This window comes from Kitasatospora sp. NPDC002965 (assembly GCF_040611255.1).
GTDB lineage: Bacteria > Actinomycetota > Actinomycetes > Streptomycetales > Streptomycetaceae > Kitasatospora.
Genome location: NZ_JBEXNT010000004.1, coordinates 113,127 through 131,353 on the forward strand (window position 1 = coordinate 113,127; position 18,227 = coordinate 131,353).

Genomic DNA, 18,227 nt, shown 5'->3' on the forward strand with positions numbered 1-18,227 from the left:
CGAGTTCCCACCGTTAGCAGACGGTTACGAGCGCAGCCGGCCCCCGCTCCCCCGCCGGCGGGGGCCTCACGGCGCTCCCGACGGCTCCCGGACGGCCTCCGTCCGGCCTCCCGACGGGCTCCCCACGGCACCGCCGGGCACCGCGCCCGGCACGGGACCCGGCACCGCCGGGCCCGCCGGACCCGCCCGGCGTGTGAGGATTGAGGCATGTCCGATGGATCCAATCTCCCCGACGACGTCTCCACGCTCCCGGCCGCGACCCCGCTGACCCGGGCCGCCCTGGAGATCGACGAGTACGCCGCCACCCTCGGCTGGGACCTCCCGGCCCGGCTGTTCGCCCTGGTGGACAGCGCCGCCCTGCGCAAGGCCGACCCGCGCATCGCCAAGCAGCTCGGCCTCCCCGACACCGAGGAGGCCGGCCTCACCCCGGTCGAGCAGGACGAGCTGCCGGCCGGCATGGAGCTGGACAAGTTCCTCGGCACCATCGCCTGGCCCGACGCGGTCGCCGGCTGCGCGCTGGTGGTCGAGCGGCTGATGCTGCCGCCCGGCTCCGAGCAGACCCGCCCGCGCAACGCCAGCGACGCCCAGCTCGCCGACTGGGTGGCCAACCACCCCAAGCGCGAAGAGGTGCGGATCACCGCCGCCGTGCTGCGCGGCGGGAAGAAGGAGGTCGCGCTGCGGCTGCGGTCCAAGGACGTCGCGCGCGAGGTGCTGACCGGCCCCGACCTGGTGCCGGGCCTGACCGAGGCCCTGCTGGCGACCTTCTCGTAGCGCAACGGTCAACCGGTCGATCGGTCAGCCGGCCGTCCGGCCGGTTGACCGGTCTTCCGCATGCCGGTCCCACGATCTCGCGATCTTCAGGTCTTCCGGTCTTGCGATCGCCCGGCTGACCGGCCGGCCGGCGGTGGGTCGGTCGGCTACGCGGCGCAGGAGGGCAGTGCGGAGGTCTGCCCGGAGCGGATCTGCTCCAGCGACTTCAGCGCGCCGTCCAGCGTCTCGGCCTTGACCAGGGTCAGCCCGTCCGGGGTGTTCTTCCCCGCCTCGGCGCAGTTGGCGGCCGGCGTGAGGAAGTACTCGGCGCCGGCGTCCCGTGCGGCGATCAGCTTCATCGATATGCCGCCGATCGGCCCGACCGCCCCGTTGTCGTCGATGGTGCCGGTGCCGGCCACGAACCGGCCGTCGGTGAGGTCGCCGGGCGTCAGCTTGTCGATGATGCCGAGCGAGAACATCAGGCCGGCACTGGGCCCGCCGACGTCCTGCAGCCCGATGTCGATCCGGAACGGGTAGGTGTGCTTCAGGCCCGGACGGATGCCGACCATCGCGGAGCCGCTGTCGGGCGACTTCACGGTCGGGACGGTGATGTCGGTGCGCACCCCCGGCTCGGCCGAGCCCTCCTTGACCCGCGGCACGACGGTGAAGACCACCTGCTCGCCGGGCTGGCGCTTGGTGACCGCCTTGGCCACGCCCTCCGGGTCGGCCACCGCGGTGCCGTCGACGGCGACGATCTGGTCGCCGGCGTGCAGCCGGCCCTCGGCCGGGGCTCCGGCGGTGACGGCCTGGACGATCAGCTCGCTGCCCATCGGGATGCCGAGCTGCTTGAGCGCCGCGGTCCGGGCGTGGTCCTCGGAGAGCGCGAACTCCTCGGCGTTCTGCTGCTTGGCCTCGGCGTCGGTCTGCCCCTTGGGGTAGACGTTGTCGTGCGGCACCACCAGCACGTCGTCCCGCAGCCAGCCGATCACCGCGTTGACCAGGCTGGGCTCGTACTTGGCCCCGGTCACCTGCACGGTGGTCATGTTGAGGTGGCCGCTCGCCGGGAACGACTCGTGGCCGGTGATGGTGATCACCGGCGTGCCCGTCTTCTCCTGCACCCCGAGCGTGTTGTACGTCGGCCCCGGGCTCATCTCGGTGTACGGCACCTTCATCAGCACCGAGACACAGAGCAGCGCTATGAGCAGCAGGGTGGCGGCGAGCATCGTCGCAGAGCGGCGTGGCATGACTCGACAGTACGGGACGCGACCGACGGTACGCCCGGCGGGCTACCGGCCCGGGCGCTCGCCCGGACCGGAGCCGGTCGTGGTGCGTTCCATCGCGGCCATGAACCGCTTGTGTTCGGCCAGTGAGGCCGGGTCCCCCGTCGCCCTGGGGGCCCTCTGGGCCCACCCCGCCCACACGGCGGCGAGCAGTGCGGCGACAACCGGAATGATCAACCAGGCGAGCGCAGCCATCTCAGTACTCCCAGCTCGTCGTGTCTATGAGCAGATTAACCACTCCGGCGGACAACGTTGACGGCGCCTTCCGGGTTACGGCACGGCCGATCGGCTCACTGCCAGGGAGTATTCGGCGCACAGGCCCACACCCGTTCGAGTGAGGGCCCGGCGCGCCTGCGCGTCGGCGGGGCTGCGGGGGGCTGGGGGCGGGGCTGCGGGGGCTGGTCAGCAGCTCCCGGCGCCGACCCACTCCTCCTCGCCGTCGGCGAAGACCTGGTGCTTCCAGATCGGCACCTCGTGCTTGAGGTCGTCGATCAGCCGACGGGCCGCGGCGAACGCCTCGCCGCGGTGGGCGCAGGAGACGGCGACGATCACCGCCTTGTCGGTGATCTCCAGCCGGCCGATCCGGTGGACCGCGGCGAGCGCCCGGACCGGGAAGTCCGCGACGATCTTCTCGGCGATCCGGCGCATCTCCTGCTCGGCCGTGGGGTGGCAGCTGTACTCCAGTGCGGAGACCGACTTGCCGCCGTCGTGGTCGCGGACCGTCCCGACGAAGACGGTCGTCCCGCCGGCCGCGTCGTCGCCCACCGCGTCGTACACCTCGTCGAGGGAGAGCGGGGTGTCGCGGATCGCGAGCAGGCGGATCGGGTCGTGGTTCTCGGACATGACCCCATGATCCCCCATCCCGGGCGGTCCGGGGCAAGAGCTTTCCGCATCACGACGGAGGAATTTCGCATCGTGAGAAACGGCCCGGAGCGAGCCACCCTCCGGACCGGACCCGGGCCAGTCCCCGGGCTACCCGGACCGGGGCCGGACCCGGAGCCGGAGCCGGGCGGCCGGCCGCGGCCCGGGGGCGACCGCGGTCGGCGCGTCGCCGATCAGAAACGGCGCCGCTTCCGCGCCCGCCGCACCAGCGCCGCCGTACCCACCAGCGCCACCGTCGCCCCGGCCGCGCCCAGGCTGGTCGCGGCCTCCTTGCCGCCCAGCCGGCGCCCGGCCACCGCGTGCTTCCCCGCCACCTGCGCCAGCAGCTCCGCCAGCACCTCCTCGTTGGTGTACGTCGGCCGCCAGCCCGCCTCGTGCAACCGGCTGCCCGACACCACCCACGGGTACATCGTGTACGCCAGGTCACCGGCCGGCGCCGGGGTCAGCCCCAGCCGGTGCAGCCGCGCCGCCGTACCCAGCGCGAGCGAGGCCGGGAGCTCCATCCGCCGGATCCCCGACAGCCGCTCCACGTCCTCCTGCTCCAGCCAGCCGTCACAGCCGACCGTCACCTCGCCCTCGACCAGGCCCAGCGCCGCGTACTCCAGCGCCGCCGCCAGGTCGTCCACGTGGCAGAACTGCCAGCACGGCCGCGAACCCGCCACCACCAGCAGCCGCGGCGCCTCGAAGTGCCGGGTCAGCACCGTGTCGACCCCGGGGCCCACCACCACCGCCGGGCGCAGCACCGTCACCTGCAGCCCCGGGTGCGCCCGCGGCGCGCGCCGGGCCAGCCGCTCGATCTCCAGCAGGTCCCCGACCAGCGAGGCCTCCTCGGTCGCCCGCAGCTCCGAGTCCTCGGCCAGCGGGACCTCGTTGTCGGCCAGCGCGCCGTAGACCATCGCGGAGGTGCAGAGCACCACCCGGTGCACCCCGGCCGCCGCGGCGGCCGTCAGCACCGTCTGCGCGCCCCGCACGTTGTAGGCGCTGCGCGCCCGCGGGTCCGACTCCATGCCCAGGTCCATCGCCAGGTGGACCACCACGTCCACGCCGGCCAGCCGCTCGGCGACGGCGGGGTCCCGCACGTCCAGGACCCGCCACTGGACGCCCGGCACCTCACCGCGCCGGTCGTCCACCGCGAGCACTTTCTTCACGCCCGGCGAGGCGACCAGCCGGGCTGCGACGCGCTCGCCGAGCACGCCGGCGGCACCCGTGACCGCCACGGTCAGGGGTCTTCCGTCATAGGCTGGAGGAGGCGACGCCGTGATGTCCGGGGCGTCCTCTCCTCCGGTCAGCCCAGAGCGAACGTCCGAAGGCGGGGAACTCACCGGCCATCCTCCACGGTTAGCTTATGTGCGTACGTACGTGTGTCACGTACGTCCATCCTGCCCGAGGCGGAGGCCCGGCGGTGCACCCGGCGCGGACCAGCCGCGTGGGAGCCGCCCACCGGCCGGGAGTCCCCCACTCCACCGACCGCCCCGGGCCTGCAGATTTCACCGCCACCACCCGCATGACGGCCGACCGGATCGAGGACCCCGTGAGCGACCTTCCCTTCGGATTCGGCGTTCCGCCCGAGGAGCCCGAAGACGGCAAGGCCAAGCCCGGAGACGAGCAGAAGAAGGACCAGGGCGGCGACGAGCAGAGCGGCCCGCAGCCCTTCGGCTTCGGTGCCGGCAACCCGTTCGGCGCGCTCTTCGGCATGGGCGGCCTGCCCGGCGGACCGGGCACCCCCGGTGCCCCCGGCGCCGGCGACAACCCCTTCGCCGCCATGTTCGGCGGCCTCAACCCCAACGACCTCGGCGCCGCGTTCCAGCAGCTCGGTCAGATGCTCTCGTTCGAGGGCGGCCCGGTCAACTGGGAGCTGGCCAAGGACATCGCCCGGCAGACGGTCGTCGCCGAGCCCGCCGAGGGCAAGAGCAAGGACCGGTCGGTGAGCGCCACCGAGCGCTCCGCCGTCGCCGAGGCCGTCCGCCTCGCCGACCTCTGGCTCGACGGCTCCACCGAGTTCCCGTCCGGCGCCGGTACCGCCGTCGCCTGGAGCCGCGCCGAGTGGATCGAGGCCACCCTTCCGGTCTGGAAGGACCTCGTCGACCCGGTCGCCGAGCGCGTCGGCAACGCCATGGGCGGCGTCCTGCCCGAGGAGATGCAGGCCATGGCCGGCCCGCTGATGGGCATGATGCGCTCCATGGGCGGCGCCATGTTCGGCACCCAGATCGGCCAGGCGCTCGGCGCGCTCGCCGCGGAGGTCGTCGGCTCCACCGACGTCGGCCTGCCGCTCGCCCCCGCCGGCAAGGCCGCGCTGCTGCCGCAGAACGTCGCCGAGTTCGGCGAGGGCCTGAACGTCCCCGTCGAGGAGGTCCGGCTCTACCTCGCCCTGCGCGAGGCAGCCCACCAGCGGCTCTTCGCCCACGTGCCGTGGCTGCGCGCCCACCTGCTCGGCGCCGTCGAGGCCTACGCCCGCGGCATCAAGGTCGACACCACCCGCATGGAGGAGCTGGTCGGCCAGCTCGACCCGAGCAACCCCGAAGCCCTCCAGGAGGCGCTCGCCGGCGGCCTGCTCCAGCCCGAGGACACCCCCGAGCAGAAGGCCGCGCTCGCCCGCCTGGAGACCGCGCTCGCACTCGTCGAGGGCTGGGTCGACGCCGTCGTGCACGCCGCCGCCGAGCCCCACCTTCCGCAGGCCGGCGCCCTGCGCGAGACCGTCCGCCGCCGCCGCGCGGCCGGCGGGCCCGCCGAGCAGACCTTCGCCACCCTCGTCGGCCTCGAACTGCGGCCGCGCCGGCTGCGCGACGCCGCCCGGCTCTGGGCGCTGCTCGCCGACGCCCGCGGCGTCGAGGGCCGCGACGACCTCTGGCAGCACCCGGACATGCTGCCCACCGCCGCCGACCTCGACGACCCGGACGCCTTCGTGCACCGGGACACCGCGGGCAGCCTCGAAGGCGGTCTCGACTTCGACGCGATCGACAAGCTCCTCGGGGAGGCCGCCGCGGGCGGCGGCACCGGGACGTCCGGCCCGGCGGCCGAGCCGGGATCCGGCCCGAAGCCCGACCTGACGAAGAACGACGACGAGGACGGAAAGGGCGAGCCCGGCGCATGACGGTCACCGAGACGGTCCCCGGCGGCACGGGCAGCACCGGCGGCACGGAAGCCGGCGCCGCCGGGGCGGGCGCCCTGCACGCGGACGCCGTCCGCGCCCTGGACGGCTGGCGCCCCGCCGACCAGGACCAGGAGCGGCTGCGCCGCGACTACCTGCAGCACCTCGCCGAACAGCCCGAGGGCCTGTTCCGCTCCTGCCTGCCCGCCCACATCACCGCCAGCGCGGCAGTCGTCGACCCGGCCGCCGGACGGGTGCTGCTCACCCTGCACCCCAAGGTCGGCCTGTGGCTGCAGATGGGCGGCCACTGCGAGCCCGGCGACCGCGACCTCGCCGCCGCCGCGCTGCGCGAGGCCACCGAGGAGTCCGGCATCGCCGGTCTCACGCTACTGACGCAGGACGGCGCGCCCGTCCCGGTCAAGCTCGACCGGCACCAGGTGCGCTGCACCGGCAAGGACCGGCCGGAGAACACCCACCTCGACGTCCAGTACGTCGCGGTGGCGCCGCCCGGCTCCCTGGCCCTGATCAGCGAGGAGTCGCTCGACCTCCGCTGGTTCGACTTCGACGCACTGCCCGACCTCACGGACGGGTCGGTGCGCGACCTCGTCGCCCGCGCCCGGCAGCTGACCGGTTGACCGGTTGAGGCGTTCGGGGGCGTCCGGACGAGGAAAGGGGCGTGGGCCACAACGGCCCACGCCCTTCTCCGTACCTGACTCCGCACCTGTGTCCGCCGCGACTCCCGCGAGCCGCGGGGCCACCGCCTCAGCCGCAGGAACCGGCCGGTTCCGAGTCCGGCGGACCGGCGTGCCGCGCCCCCGGAATGTGCGGCAGCCGGGCCGCCGACACCACGCCCTCCAGGTAGCCGCGGGCCCGCTCCGTCCTCGGATAGGCCTCCAGCAGCGCCCAGAAGGCCGGCCCGTGGTCCGGCACCAGCAGATGCGCCAGCTCGTGCAGCAGCACGTAGTCGACGACGTACTCCGGCATGCCCTGGAGACGGTGCGAGAGCCGGATCGTCCGCTCACTGGGGGTGCACGAACCCCACCGCGAGTTCTGGTTCGTCACCCAGCGCACCTGGGCCGGCTCGGCCCGGTCGTCCAGGTAGGCGGCGGAGAGCTCACGGGCCCGCGCCACCAGCGCGTCGTCGCCGAGCACCCGGCGGCTCTCCTGGGCGGCGAGCTTCTCCAGCATCTGCGCGACCCAGCGCTGTTCCTCGGCGTGCGACATCCGGGCCGGGATCAGCACGATGGTGCGGTCGCCCTCCCGGTACGCGGAGACCGTCCGGCTGCGCCGGGCGCTGCGCCGCACCTCCACCCGGGAACGGTCGAACGGCTCCGACCGCGCGGCCCCTGGTTGCTGCTCCGGACGCCCGCGCGTACTCGGCGCCGCCACTTGCGACCCGGACGCTGCACGGGCACGCCGAGGCGACGCCTGGGGATGGGAGTCCCGTTCGGCTGCCATGGCACACGACGTTACCCGGTACCCCTGACAGAAGTCCGCTGCCGTGGCCGAAATGTTTCGTGGAGCGATCGGGAACGAAAGGCCGACAGAAGGTGTCCGGAATCCGACCTCGCACCGGACGTCAAGTTATCCACAGGGTATGCGGACGAATGATCCGATCATGCACCCGAGCCTGTGGACAACGCAGCGCACCCCGGCACCCCGATCGGGCATGCTGCCGTCGACCGTCCGGAACCGATCGGAAGGAAGACCGCCGTGCGCCTCGCCCTCAAGCCCGCCCTCTCCCGCAGCTGGCGGGACTCGGACACCCTGCAGTTCGGCACCGTCTCCCGGCACGCCGGCGTCCTCGCCCGCGCCGACCAGGCCCTCTGTGACTTCCTCGGACTGGTCGACGGGACGCGCGACCGCCCCGCCCTGCTCGCCGAGGGCGAGCGGACCGGCTTCGGGCGCGAGCCCGCCGACACCGTGCTCGACCTGCTGGAGGAGGCCGGGGTGCTCGACGACGCCGAGGCCGCCGACCGGGCGCTCGCCCGCTTCCCCCAGCCGCACCGCGAGATGCTCGGCCCCGACCTCGCCTCGCTCTCCCTGATCCACTCCACCCCCGGCGCCGCTCCCGCCGTGCTGGCCCACCGGGCCGACCATGCGGTGGAGGTCCGCGGCGCCGGGCGCATCGGCGCGGCCCTGGCGGCCGTGCTCGCGGCCGGCGGCACCGGAGCGGTCACCGTGGTGGACTCCGGCCGGGTCACCCCCGCCGACACCTCCCCCGCCGGCCTGCCACCGGGAGAGGTCGGGCGGCTACGGGCCACCGCCGCCCGCGAGGCCGTCGACCGGGCCTGCGCCAGGCACCCGGCCCGGCGCAGCGGACGGCCGAGACCAGGGCTTCCCGACCTGGTGGTGCTGACACCCCGGGACGGCAGTGGGGCGTTCGCCGGCGGAACGCCCCAGGCCCGCGAGCTGCTCCGCGCCGGGGTACCGCACCTGTACGTCGGGGTCGTGGAGGAGTTCGGCGTCGTCGGCCCGCTGGTGGTACCGGGGGTGTCGGCCTGCGGCCACTGTCTGGTGCTGGCCCGGGAGGACGAGGACGCGGCCTGGCCGCGCATCCTCGCCCAGCTCGCCGACGGCGGCCCGGGTCGGGCCCGGACACCGGCCTGCGACACCGCACTCGCGACCGCCGTCGCCGGACTCGCGGCGCTGCACGTCCAGATCTTCCTGGACGGCGGCCGGCCACCGAGCATCGACGGCTGGTGCGAGGTGTCCGCCGTCGACGGAATGCCGCGTCGTCTGCGGCTCAAGGGCCACGCGGACTGCGGGTGCCTCTGGCAGCCGACGCCGCCGCACTGAGTCCGCCGCCGAGGGAGGAAGGAGAAGGAGGAGAAGGAGGAAGGGAGGGAGGAAGGAAGGAAGGGAACGGCGAGTCGGCCCGGCCGGGCCGAGGACCGACCGGTGGGTGAGACGGCCGTCCCCACCGCCACCGGTCCGAACCCCCGGCCGCCAGGTGCCTGCGCCGTTCCGTCGGGCGCCCCGCCGTGGGTGCCGGGTGCCGACCGAGCACCGGCTGCCGAGTGACGACCCGATGCCGGGTAGCCGGCCCGGGCACCCGGCGATGGGTGACGGGCGTGGGACGGAAAGCATGGGACGGAAGGGTCGTCAGGAGACACGAGAGGCGGGTGGGTGGGAGGGGGTGGGGGGTGGGCCCCGAAGCGCGGAAAGGCCCTCCCGAACCCCCCGTCCCCCGCCCACCCCCTGCGCTACTGTGTCGTCGGCCACCCGGCCGACGACCGGAAGATGGCCCCTTCCACCGATCGCAACGCTCGTGCACGACCTCACCGAAAGGTCCCGGCATGATCACTCGCAGATCGCTCCTCGGCGGTGCCGGCGCGCTGGCCCTTCCGCTGGCGGCCGTCCCCGCTCTCCCCGCCGTCGCCACGACCGCCGAGACCCGGCGACGGCGCTGGTCCCGGCTCTCCGGCCGTCTGCACGGCACCCTCGTCCTCCCCGGCGACCCGGCCTACGGCGTCGCCAAGCAGATCGGCCAGGCCCGCTTCGACACGGTCGAACCGGCCGCCGTCGCCTACTGCGCCGACGAGGCCGACGTCTCCCTCTGTCTCCGCTACGCCCAGGACCAGGACATCCCGATCGCCGTCCGCGCCGGCGGCCACAGCGGCGGCGGCTACTCCACCGGCACCGGGCTGGTGATCGACGTCTCCCGCCTCAACTCGGCCGCCGTCGCCGCCGACGGCTCGGCCACCTTCGGCGGCGGCACCCAGCTGGTCGACGTGACCAACGCCGTCGCCCCGTACGGCCTCGCGGTGTCCGGCGGGTTCTGTCCCACCGTCTCCCTGGGCGGCTTCCTCCAGGGTGGGGGGATCGGCCTGCTCACCCGGCACGTCGGCATCTCCAGCGACAAGGTGACCTCCGCCCGTGTGGTGCTGGCGAACGGCAGGACGGTCACCGCCTCGCCGGACGACCACGACGACCTGTACTGGGCACTGCGCGGCGGCGGTGGCGGCAATTTCGGTGTCGTCACCTCCTACACGGTGAAGGCCGTCCCGCTGGCCACGCTGACCCTGGCCAACCTCTCCTGGACCTTCGACCACGCGGTCGACCTGCTCGACGCCTGGGCGCACTGGCTGCCCGACGCCCCGCGGACGCTGGGCGGCGGCGCCGTGGTCGGTCTCCCCGCCGCCCCCGGCGCACCCCCGTTCATCTCGGTGCTGATCGGTTCGGTCGGCACCGAGGCCGAACTCTCGGCGGAGATCGGCCGGTTGGTCTCGCTGGTCGGCGCGGTCCCGGCCTCCCGGAACAGCTTCACCGCGCCGTACCGCTCCGTCATGATGGGCCTCTACGGCTGCGGCTCCTTCACCCAGGAGCAGTGCCACCGGGCGGGCACCGGTCCGGCCGCCGTACTGGCCCGGCCGACCGCCGCGGTGGACCGGGGCAGGCTGTTCGACGGGCCTCCGCCCCGCGCGGTCTGGGAGGCCGCGATCGGCCGCCTCGGCACCGACCGGCAGGCGGGCCAGCAGCGGATGGTCCAGCTGAGCGCGCTGGGCGGCGCGGCCAACGACCCGGCACGGACCGCCACCGCGTACGTCCACCGCGACGCGCAGTTCAACGCGAGCTTCGGCGCGGTCATCGCCACCGGCCCGGTGGACGAGGCCGCGGTCGCCGCCGCCCGCGGCTGGGTGGACGGCGGGTTCGCGCTGCTCGACCCGCACTCCGGCGGCGAGAGCTACCAGAACTTCATCGACCCCGGTCTGCCGGACTGGCAGCGCGCCTACTACGGCGAGAACTATCCGCGACTGGTCGCGGTGAAGCACCGGTACGACCCGCACCGGCTGTTCTCGTTCCCGCAGGCCATCGGCACCCGTCCGCGGCCCGGGGGCCGGGGCTGAGGTCGGTCCCGGCCCCGGCGGGGTGCGAAATCCGGCCGGGGCCGGGGCGGCGAGCGGGCACAATGGCCTATGACAGCCGGCCTCCGCTGCGGGGGCCGGGGGCGTGTCGATTGGAGGCCCGGGTGAGCGATCTTCCGCGCAAGGCAATGACCCGCACGGCAAGACTCGCCACCCTGCCGCTGGGGATAGCCGGCCGGGCCACTCTCGGGCTGGGGAAGCGGATCGGCGGACGCTCGGCCGAGGTGGTGACGGCCGAACTGCAGCAGGCGACCGCCGACCAGCTCTTCAAGGTCCTGGGTGAACTCAAGGGCGGGGCGATGAAGTTCGGGCAGGTGCTGTCCGTCTTCGAGGCCGCGCTGCCCGAGGAGGTGGCGGGCCCGTACCGGGCGGCGCTGACCAAGCTGCAGGACGCCGCGCCGCCGATGCCCGCCGCCACCGTGCACACGGCGCTGGAGCAACGGCTGGGCAAGGACTGGCGGAAGCTGTTCCGGGAGTTCGACGAGCGTCCGGCCGCGGCTGCCTCGATCGGCCAGGTGCACCGGGCGGTCTGGCACGACGGGCGCGCGGTCGCGGTCAAGGTGCAGTACCCGGGGGCGGGGGACGCACTGCTCGCGGATCTCACGCAGCTGAGCCGGGTGGCCTGGTTGCTGGGTCCGCTGATTCCGGGGCTGGACATCAAGCCGCTGATCACCGAGCTGCGCGAGCGGGTCGCCGAGGAGCTGGACTACGAGCTGGAGGCGCAGGCCCAGGAACGCCATGCCGAGGAGTTCGCGAACGACCCGGAGATCGTGGTGCCGGGTGTCGTGGCGCAGGCCGACCAGGTGCTGGTGTCGGAGTGGATGGACGGCACGCCGCTGTCCGAGGTGATCACGAGCGGCACGCAAGAGGAGCGGGACCGGGCGGGCCGGCTGCTGGCACGGTTCCTGTTCGCCGGTCCGTCGCGGACGGGGCTGCTGCACGCCGACCCGCACCCGGGCAACTTCCGGCTGCTGAAGGACGACGGCCCGGTGGAGGGCTGGCGGCTGGGGGTGCTGGACTTCGGGACGGTGGACCGGTTGCCGGGCGGGCTCCCCGCGCCGATCGGGGCGTCGCTGCGGATGGCCCTGGCCGGGGACGCGACGGGTGTGCTGGCGATGCTGCGGGAGGAGGGCTTCGTGAAGCCCTCGATCGAGCTGGACCCGGACGCGGTGCTGGACTACCTGCTGCCGATGATCGAGCCCGCGGCCGTGGACTCGTTCCACTTCACCCGGGCGTGGATGCGGGCGCAGGCGGCGCGGATCGCCGATCCCCGGTCGCCGGCGTACAACCTGGGCAAGCAGTTGAACCTGCCGCCGTCCTACCTGTTGATCCACCGGGTGACGCTGAGCACGATCGGGGTGCTCTGCCAGCTGGGGGCGAAGGCGCCGTTCCGGGCGGAGATGCTGGAGTGGCTGCCGGAGTTCGCGGAGGAGCCGCCGGCCCCGGCGAAGCGGCGGGGGCCGGCCAAGAAGGGCTGAACCGCTCGGCAGTACGCCGTGCAGCTCCGCGCCGCGCGGCGGAGGGCACGGCCGCGCGCGACGCCCCGGCCCGGCGGAGCGTCCGGCGGACGACCGCCCGCTCGGATCGTGCGACAACGGCCGCAGGCCGCCCCCCGGGTACGGGGGGCGGCCTGCGGCACGACGGGGGTCCGGCGGTGGCCGGGGCGGTGTCGGCGGTGCGACGGCACCGGGACGACTGCGTCCGCGCGACTACATCAGCGCGACGGCGAGGGCCTTGCGGGCACGCATCGAGGCCCGCTCGGCCTTCTGCTTGAGCCGGTGGGCCCGGGCGACCCGGACGACGAGTCGTTGGTGCTCCGCCTCCTGGAGGCGCTCTTGCATATGGGCGCGAGCCAGGGATTCGTGGAGAAGTTGCATTTCGAGGGTCCTGTTCTGGATCTGACGTTCGGTGGTCTGCTCTGCGCGGACGGTGGGATCGACGGCGGCGGCGGTCATGTGGTGGTCCTGCTCGTGGTGCGTTGTCGGGAAGGGGTGGACGCGGGCCGTGTCGGCCTTGGCGGCGGCGATGCGTACGGAGCGGCGGAGGGCGCTGTCCAGCGGGGGCTGCTCTCCCCGGCGGACGGCCTCGGCTCCGAACACGGGGTTCACGCCGCGACCTCGGTCTTGCGCGGGCGGCCACGCGGCCGCTTGCGGGCCACGACGACACCCTGGACGAAGAGCTCGCCGCCCCAGACGCCCCAGGGCTCGCGGCGCTCCAGGGCGCCGGTGAGACAGGCGTCCTTGACGGGGCAGGTGCCGCAGAGGGACTTCGCGTACTCGACGTCGGCGGGCGTCTCGGCGAAGAAGACCTCGGGGTCGAAGGCGCGGCACGGCACGGGGAGACCGAGCTCTTCGGCCTGGTCGATCGAGGTGATCTGCATGGGGGAAACCTCCGGAGGGTCGGCCTGGTCGGCCTGGATCTGGTTTGTCGGCGGTACGGACGGGGTGGGCGGTGTGATGACCGTGGACACTGTGGGCGTCTTCCTCGTCTTTTCAGTGGGTCCGGCTCAGCTGACTGGTGGGGCTGGGCCGGAGGCCCCGGAGGGCCTGGGTGGTCGTGCGTACCGGACAAAACAGAAGGGCCGCGGATCCCGGTGTGACGGGTTCCGCGGCCCTGGAGGTGCCGACCTGAGGCTGGCTCAGGTTCGTTCTCTCCAGGGTTCAGGCCCGCGGAAGGCCCGCATCCGGATGGCCGTGGCGCCGGTAAAGGCGGCCGTGGCCTGCTTGATCTGCTGCTCGTTCTGCTTCTGGGTGTTTCCGGCACCGACGACCTGCGCATAGTCGCCATGCATGGCGACTACTGCTGCCTTCGGTGCCTGGATCGGTCGCTCATCACGCGGGGAGCGCGACGCATCGACCGACGCCCAGTCACGGGACAGACCGCCTTCGACACTGGTGCCGTCGAGGTTGCCGCCATTGATGCCGGTGCTGCCGAGGTCAGTTTGGCCAAGGCCACTGACAGCGAGGGCGGGGGTGGCGGGAACGACGGAGACACCGGTGGTGTCGAGGCCCAGACCGGTTCCGCACAGCTCAGCGAGTGCCCGCAGGTGGGCGGCGCGCAGGAGGGCAGCGTCGGCGGTCTGGCCAGTCATTTTGGTGATCATGATGGTTCCCACTGCCTTCGCCTCCTCTCGGCGTCTCGCGGAGCCTGGTCTCCCGGGCTCCGAACTGTTCGGATGTCTGTCTCGGTGAAGCTGGTTCGAGCTGGTCAAGCTGGTGTGTGGCTGGTGGGCGCAGGAGACAGTGGCACAGGCGTCACCCCGTGCGACCGCGTTCCCCTTGACCGCTCCGGCAGGCTATTGCGCTCCCGGTACGGCGCGCAAACTATTTTTCCGGCGAGTTTCCCGACGGTCTCCGCGGCATCTCACGACGCCGGCTGTGATCGCCCCGGACCGGCTCACACCGGTTCGTCCGACCGGTCGTCCTCGACGTCCGCCGGATCCTCCTCGGGCTCCTCCCCCGCACACAACGAGAGCACGGCGGCCCCGTATTTGTCCAGCTTCATGGCACCGACTCCGGAGATGACGGCCAGCTCCTGACGGGTGCCGGGGACGTCCTCGGCGATGGCCATCAGCGTGGCGTCGGTGAAGACGACGTAGGCCGGGGCTCCCTGCTTGCGGGCCTGGGCGGCCCGCCACTCGCGCAGCCGTTCGTACAGCGCCTCGTCCATGGTGGACGGGCAGGTCTCGCAGCGGCGGAGCTTGCGCTCGACGGCCTCGGTGAGGGCACGGTCGCAGACCCGGCACTTGACCGGTCCGCGGGCCCGGCGGGCGGCGGAGCGCTCGCCCGCCTCGACGCCGCCGCGTCCGCCGCGGCCCGCGGAGCGGGCGCCGGGGGCGCTGGAGCCGGGGCGCAGTCCGTCGAGGAAGCGGCTGGGCTTGCGGGAGGCCCGGCCACCGGGGGAGCGGGAGAGCGCCCAGGAGAGGGAGAGGTGCTTGCGGGCGCGGGTGACGCCGACGTAGAGGAGGCGGCGCTCCTCCTCGACCTGCTCGTCGGTCTTGGCGTAGATGATCGGCAGGGTGCCCTCGGTGAGGCCGACGAGGAAGACGGCGTCCCATTCGAGGCCCTTGGCGGCGTGCAGGGAGGCGAGCGTGACGCCCTCGACGGCGGGGGCGTGCTGGGCGGCGGCGCGGGCGTCGAGTTCGGCGACGTAGGCGGCGAGGTCGCCGGCCAGGCCCTCGGCGGTCCGGGTGCGTTCGAACTCCTCGGCGAGGCGGACGAGCGCCGCGAGGGACTCCCAGCGGTCGCGGACGGCCCCGGAGCCGGCCGGCGGCTCGGCGGTGAACCCGCGGGTGGCGAGGACGGCGCGAACCTGGCCGGCGAGGTCGGGGGCGTCGTCGGTGAGCGGGTCGGAGCCGGCCCGGGCGGCGCCGCGCAGCAGGACGCCGGCGTCGCGGACCTCGGGCCGTTCGAAGAACCGCTCGGCACCCTTGAGCTGGTAGGGGACGCCGAGGTCGGCGAGGGCCTGCTCGTAGACCTCGGACTGGCCGTTGGTGCGGAAGAGCACGGCGACCTCGCTGGCGCGGACGCCGGCGGCGAGGAGGTCCTTGATCCGGCGGGCGGTGGTCTCGGCCTCGGTCGGCTCGTCCTCGTACTCGGTGTAGACGGGCTCGGGGCCGGCCTCGCGCTGGGAGACGAGTTCGAGGCGGTGCCGGGCGGCCTCGCCGCGGGCCTGGGAGAGCAGCCCGTTGGCGAGGTGGACGACCTGCGGGGTGGAGCGGTAGTCGCGGACCAGCTTGACGACCGTCGCCTCGGGGTGGCGGGTGCGGAAGTTGAGCAGGTAGTCCGGGGTGGCGCCGGTGAAGGAGTAGATGGTCTGGCTGGCGTCGCCGACGACGCACAGGCTGGCGCCGCCGCCGGGTCCGGTCCACTGGTCGAGGAGGCGCTGCTGGAGCGGGGAGACGTCCTGGTACTCGTCGACGGTGAAGTGCCGGTACTGGGACCGGACCTGGTCGGCGATGTCGGGGCGGTCCTCCAGGATGGCGGCGGTGAGCAGCAGGACGTCCTCGAAGTCGATGACGCCGCGGCGGGTCTTGGCCTCTTCGTAGACGCGGTAGACCTGGGCGGTCTCGGCCGGGTCCCGGGGGGCCTCGCGGCCGGACTTCTGGACGGCGGCGGGGTAGTCGTCGGGGCCGATCTGGGTGACCTTGGCCCATTCGATCTCGGCGGTGAGGTCGCGCAGTTCGGTGCGCTGGACGCGCAGGCCGCAGCGGCTCGCGGCCTCGGCGACCAGCTGGACCTTGCGTTCCAGCAGCTGGGGCACCGGTCCGCCGACGGCGCGCGGCCAGAAGTACTGGAGCTGGCGGAGGGCGGCGGAGTGGAAGGTGCGGGCCTGGACGCCCTCGGCGCCGAGCTGGCGCAGGCGGCCGCGCATCTCGCCGGCGGCGCGGGCGGTGAAGGTGACCGCGAGGACCTGCTGGGGCTGGTAGACACCGCTGCGCACGCCGTAGGCGATGCGGTGGGTGATGGCCCGGGTCTTGCCGGTGCCGGCTCCCGCGAGGACGCAGACGGGCCCGTGCAGGGCGGTGGCGACGGCCCGCTGTTCGGGGTCGAGCCCGGCGAGGACCGCGTCGGGACCGGTGGCGTCGAATCGGTCGGACCGGTCGCTGCCGTGGTCGTCGAACGGAATGCCGCTCAAGAGGTCTTCCTGCATGCGTTCCATCCTCTCAGCCCGCTCGGACAACCGGGGAGCGGTTGTCCACAGGTGCGGTGTGATCGCAGGATGATCGCTGCACGGTCCGGCGGGTTGTCGCACTTGAGGGCGCGTTCACTTCGCCGCACGCCGGGGTGTGCTTCTCCGCGACCGCGCGGAACGACGCGGGGCCGCCGGCCGGGGCGCGGAATGACCGCCGTACGGCGGACGTTCTCCTCCTGGAACCGTACGCCCCTCTCTCTTTCGAAGGAGTCCCCCCGATGTCCGGCAGCGTGACGATGTACAGCACGACCTGGTGCGGCTACTGCAACCGGCTCAAGAGCCAGCTGGACCGTGAAGGCATCGGCTACACCGAGATCAACATCGAGGACGACCCGGCGTCGGCGTCCTTCGTCGAGTCGGTGAACAACGGCAACCAGACCGTTCCGACGGTGCTGGTGCAGCCGACGGGCGGCGGCGAGCGGGTCGTGATGACCAACCCGAGCCTGCTCCAGGTGAAGAAGGCCCTGGCGGCCTGAGGTCCGCGGGCCCGGGCACGGCGCGCTACGGCGCGTCGGCCCGGGCCGGGTCGACGGGTGCGGCGGGCGCGGGCAGCGACGCCCGGGCGGCGAGGTCGCCGATGCCGTAGACCAGCCGGCTGCGGTCGGCGGAGTAGCGGGTCTCGATGACCCGGACCGGCCCGCGGCGGTCGTACGTGACCCGGGTCTGGACGACCAGCGGCACGCCGGGGCCGCCCTGGAACCACTGGGCCTCCTCGGGGCCCGGCATCCGCGCGACCAGGTGGTCGACCGCGCCGATCTCGGTGCGTCCGAGGGCGGCGAGCACCGCCTCGTCGCCGCCGTCGATCTGGTCGGGCTCCATCAGCGGGGTGCCGGCGGCGAGGCCCGCCCGGTAGTGGCTCTCCTCGATGGAGTAGGGCTCGCGGTCGAGCAGGCGCAGCTGGCGGCGGACGACGATCGCCTCGCCGGGGCGCAGGCCGAGCCGTTCGGCGATGTCGATCCGGGCCCGGACGATCATCATCTCGAAGTCGACGGTGAGCTCGCGTCCGGCGTCGGCGGCCTCGCCGCGGTAGACGGCGCTGGGGACGGCGAGGCAGTCGCGCGGGCCGTCCTCGGCCCCCGGGGCACCCGGCACTCCGGTGGTCCCCGTCGCGGCCGTGCTCCCCGACGCCGCCGAGGCCACCAGCGCCCCGGAGAGCCCGGGCATCCCGACGGATCCGGAGAGCCCGGAGGACCCGGAGGACCCGGCGGACCCGGCGGACCCGGCGGACCCGGCGGACCCGGAGGCACCCGACGGTCCGGCCGGCCCCGGCAGGCTGGGGCGGACGTCGCGGCCGGGCGCGGGCCCGTAGGCGCGGTGGTCGAGCACCGGGTGCTCGCGCAGGTAGGTCCCCTTGCCCTGGAGCCGGACCAGGCGGCCTTCGTTGACCAGCACGTCGACGGCCAGCCGGACGGTGTTGCGGGCGACCCCGTACTGGCGTTCCAGTTCGCTCTCGACCGGGAGGGCGGCCTCGGTGGTGAACTCGCCCTCGGCGATCCGTCGGCGCAGGTCTGCGGCGAGGCGCTGGTATTTGGGGGATTGGGCGGTGCCCCGTGGGATTGTCACCCGAGAGAATGTAGCGAGGGCGGCGACGGGCTTTCAGGCGTTTGCGACAAAGTCGCCCGGGATCGGTGACGGCGGCCGGCACCCGCGCACGTGCCGTACTGG

General features: G+C 73.9%; 17 protein-coding genes. 7 read left to right on the forward strand and 10 right to left on the reverse strand.

Going from position 1 to position 18,227, the window contains the following annotated elements:
- The first annotated feature begins 207 nt into the window (after positions 1-207).
- Entirely contained in the window at positions 208-771 is a 564-nt protein-coding gene (locus tag ABZY91_RS03320; protein WP_355399421.1) for a PPA1309 family protein, read from the forward strand.
- Positions 772-917: 146 nt separating this feature from the next.
- Here the strand turns inward: ABZY91_RS03320 and ABZY91_RS03325 are convergent, their stop codons facing one another.
- The 4 genes from ABZY91_RS03325 to ABZY91_RS03340 form a co-directional block, all read right to left on the reverse strand.
- A complete protein-coding gene (locus ABZY91_RS03325) occupies positions 918-1,994 on the reverse strand; it encodes a PDZ domain-containing protein (RefSeq protein WP_329952289.1) in 1,077 nt (358 codons plus the stop codon).
- A gap of 42 nt (positions 1,995-2,036) precedes the next feature.
- Positions 2,037-2,225 (reverse strand): hypothetical protein, encoded by a 189-nt coding sequence (locus tag ABZY91_RS03330; RefSeq protein ID WP_329883138.1) that lies wholly within the window; start codon positions 2,223-2,225, stop codon positions 2,037-2,039.
- 207 nt (positions 2,226-2,432) lie between these two features.
- Positions 2,433-2,873: a molybdenum cofactor biosynthesis protein MoaE gene (locus tag ABZY91_RS03335; RefSeq protein WP_329883139.1), complete on the reverse strand. Its 441-nt coding sequence runs from the start codon at positions 2,871-2,873 to the stop codon at positions 2,433-2,435.
- A gap of 212 nt (positions 2,874-3,085) precedes the next feature.
- Positions 3,086-4,174 carry an NAD-dependent epimerase/dehydratase family protein gene (locus tag ABZY91_RS03340; RefSeq protein WP_329952298.1) on the reverse strand — a complete coding sequence of 363 codons (1,089 nt, stop codon included), beginning with the start codon at positions 4,172-4,174 and terminating at the stop codon, positions 3,086-3,088.
- A 269-nt stretch (positions 4,175-4,443) separates the two neighbouring features.
- Here ABZY91_RS03340 and ABZY91_RS03345 point away from each other — a divergent pair, with 269 nt between their 5' ends.
- Both ABZY91_RS03345 and ABZY91_RS03350 read left to right on the forward strand, forming a co-directional pair.
- Positions 4,444-6,003, forward strand: coding sequence for a zinc-dependent metalloprotease (locus ABZY91_RS03345; protein ID WP_329952290.1), 1,560 nt, complete (start codon positions 4,444-4,446; stop codon positions 6,001-6,003).
- Positions 6,000-6,635, forward strand: coding sequence for an NUDIX hydrolase (locus ABZY91_RS03350; RefSeq protein WP_355399425.1), 636 nt, complete (start codon positions 6,000-6,002; stop codon positions 6,633-6,635). Before ABZY91_RS03345 ends, ABZY91_RS03350 begins: the two co-directional genes overlap by 4 nt.
- A 127-nt stretch (positions 6,636-6,762) precedes the next feature.
- Here ABZY91_RS03350 and ABZY91_RS03355 read toward each other — a convergent pair whose 3' ends face one another.
- A complete protein-coding gene (locus ABZY91_RS03355) occupies positions 6,763-7,458 on the reverse strand; it encodes a M48 family metallopeptidase (RefSeq protein WP_329883142.1) in 696 nt (231 codons plus the stop codon).
- A 255-nt stretch (positions 7,459-7,713) separates the two neighbouring features.
- On the opposite strand from ABZY91_RS03355, the gene ABZY91_RS03360 reads away from it, so the two are divergent.
- The 3 genes from ABZY91_RS03360 (at position 7,714) to ABZY91_RS03370 (ending at position 12,346) form a co-directional block, all read left to right on the forward strand.
- Positions 7,714-8,799, forward strand: coding sequence for a ThiF family adenylyltransferase (locus ABZY91_RS03360; RefSeq protein ID WP_355399427.1), 1,086 nt, complete (start codon positions 7,714-7,716; stop codon positions 8,797-8,799).
- A 500-nt stretch (positions 8,800-9,299) separates the two neighbouring features.
- Positions 9,300-10,850, forward strand: a complete 1,551-nt coding sequence (locus tag ABZY91_RS03365) for an FAD-binding oxidoreductase (protein ID WP_355399429.1) — start codon at positions 9,300-9,302, stop codon at positions 10,848-10,850.
- Positions 10,851-10,972: 122 nt separating this feature from the next.
- Complete coding sequence (locus ABZY91_RS03370) at positions 10,973-12,346, forward strand: AarF/ABC1/UbiB kinase family protein (RefSeq protein ID WP_355399431.1); 1,374 nt, start codon at positions 10,973-10,975, stop codon at positions 12,344-12,346.
- Between the two features lie 231 nt (positions 12,347-12,577).
- On the opposite strand, the gene ABZY91_RS03375 is transcribed toward ABZY91_RS03370, so the two are convergent.
- The 4 genes from ABZY91_RS03375 to ABZY91_RS03390 form a co-directional block, all read right to left on the reverse strand.
- The gene (locus ABZY91_RS03375; RefSeq protein WP_329883146.1) at positions 12,578-12,976 is read right to left on the reverse strand and encodes a hypothetical protein; all 399 of its coding nucleotides are present in this window, start codon (positions 12,974-12,976) and stop codon (positions 12,578-12,580) included.
- Entirely contained in the window at positions 12,973-13,287 is a 315-nt protein-coding gene (locus tag ABZY91_RS03380; RefSeq protein WP_327684071.1) for a WhiB family transcriptional regulator, read from the reverse strand. The genes ABZY91_RS03375 and ABZY91_RS03380 overlap by 4 nt, the downstream gene beginning before the upstream one ends.
- A gap of 219 nt (positions 13,288-13,506) precedes the next feature.
- Positions 13,507-13,983 (reverse strand): hypothetical protein, encoded by a 477-nt coding sequence (locus ABZY91_RS03385; RefSeq protein ID WP_355399433.1) that lies wholly within the window; start codon positions 13,981-13,983, stop codon positions 13,507-13,509.
- A gap of 281 nt (positions 13,984-14,264) precedes the next feature.
- On the reverse strand, positions 14,265-16,520 hold the full coding sequence (locus ABZY91_RS03390) for an ATP-dependent DNA helicase UvrD2 (RefSeq protein WP_355399435.1): 2,256 nt from the start codon (positions 16,518-16,520) through the stop codon (positions 14,265-14,267).
- Positions 16,521-16,780: 260 nt separating this feature from the next.
- On the opposite strand from ABZY91_RS03390, the gene ABZY91_RS03395 reads away from it, so the two are divergent.
- Positions 16,781-17,038 carry a mycoredoxin gene (locus ABZY91_RS03395; protein WP_329883149.1) on the forward strand — a complete coding sequence of 86 codons (258 nt, stop codon included), beginning with the start codon at positions 16,781-16,783 and terminating at the stop codon, positions 17,036-17,038.
- A gap of 25 nt (positions 17,039-17,063) precedes the next feature.
- Here ABZY91_RS03395 and ABZY91_RS03400 read toward each other — a convergent pair whose 3' ends face one another.
- Positions 17,064-18,125, reverse strand: a complete 1,062-nt coding sequence (locus ABZY91_RS03400; protein ID WP_355399438.1) for a GntR family transcriptional regulator — start codon at positions 18,123-18,125, stop codon at positions 17,064-17,066.
- Positions 18,126-18,227 lie beyond the last annotated feature (102 nt).